At 50.8% G+C, this 1324-nt stretch carries 1 protein-coding gene; it reads left to right on the forward strand.

The window, feature by feature from the left end:
• Nucleotides 1-94 precede the first annotated feature (94 nt).
• A protein-coding gene (locus tag GJJ30_RS30750; RefSeq protein ID WP_154179078.1) for an IS3 family transposase occupies nt 95-1242 on the forward strand; the annotation gives its coding sequence in 2 pieces (ribosomal slippage) (nt 95-332 and nt 332-1242; 1149 coding nt in all).
• Nucleotides 1243-1324: the final 82 nt, after the last annotated feature.

Genomic DNA, 1324 nt, shown 5'->3' on the forward strand with positions numbered 1-1324 from the left:
TGCTGCTGATGGGTTCAGATCTGACATTTTCTGAATCGCCACAGGTTTAACAGACACCTCAGAGTCATTTAAGATGACTTAAAGAGAGGTGCCCATGAGCGGTAAGCGTTATCCCGAAGAGTTTAAAATTGAAGCAGTCAAACAGGTTGTTGATCGCGGTTATTCTGTTGCCAGCGTTGCAACACGTCTCGATATCACCACACACAGCCTTTACTCCTGGATAAAGAAGTACGGTCCGGATTCTTCCGCTAATAAAGAACAGTCAGATGCTCAGGCCGAGATCCGCCGTCTCCAGAAAGAGCTGAAGCGGGTTACCGACGAACGGGACATATTAAAAAAAGCCGCGGCGTACTTCGCAAAGCTGTCCGACTGAGGTACGCCTTTATCCGTGACAACACCTGTTGCTGGCCTGTTCGCCTGCTCTGTCGGGTGCTGGATGTTCATCCCAGTGGTTTTTACGCCTGGCTTCAGCAGCCGCATTCACAACGCCATCAGGCAGACCTGAGACTGACAGGACAGATTAAACAGTTCTGGCTGGAATCGGGATGCGTCTATGGTTATCGCAAAATCCATCTGGATCTGCGGGACAGCGGGCAACAGTGCGGAGTGAACAGAGTCTGGCGACTGATGAAACGTGTCGGCATAAAGGCTCAGGTCGGATACCGGAGCCCGCGGGCTCGTAAAGGCGAGGCCAGTATCGTGTCGCCCAACAGGCTTCAGCGACAGTTCAATCCGGATGCTCCGGATGAACGTTGGGTAACGGACATAACCTACATCAGGACCCACGAAGGCTGGCTGTATCTTGCCGTGGTTGTTGATCTGTTCTCACGCAAAATTATCGGCTGGTCCATGCAATCCCGGATGACAAAAGACATTGTCCTGAACGCACTGCTGATGGCTGTATGGCGGCGTAACCCCCAAAAACAGGTGCTGGTTCATTCGGATCAGGGCAGTCAGTACACAAGCCATGAATGGCAGTCGTTCCTGAAATCACACGGCCTGGAGGGCAGCATGAGCCGTCGCGGTAACTGCCATGATAATGCGGTTGCAGAAAGCTTTTTCCAGTTGTTGAAACGCGAACGGATAAAGAAAAAGATCTACGGAACGCGGGAAGAAGCCCGCAGCGATATTTTTGATTACATCGAAATGTTTTATAACAGTAAACGTCGGCATGGTTCTAGCGATCAGATGTCACCGACAGAATATGAAAACCAGTATTATCAACGGCTCGGAAGTGTCTAAATTATCCGTGGCGATTCATACCAGCCCCAGAACGGCGGCACTTAGTTTCGCCCGGCTATTCATGATTGAATCTCCGTTTCAG

It is taken from the genome of Larkinella terrae, from assembly GCF_009668025.1.
Lineage (GTDB): Bacteria > Bacteroidota > Bacteroidia > Cytophagales > Spirosomataceae > Larkinella > Larkinella terrae.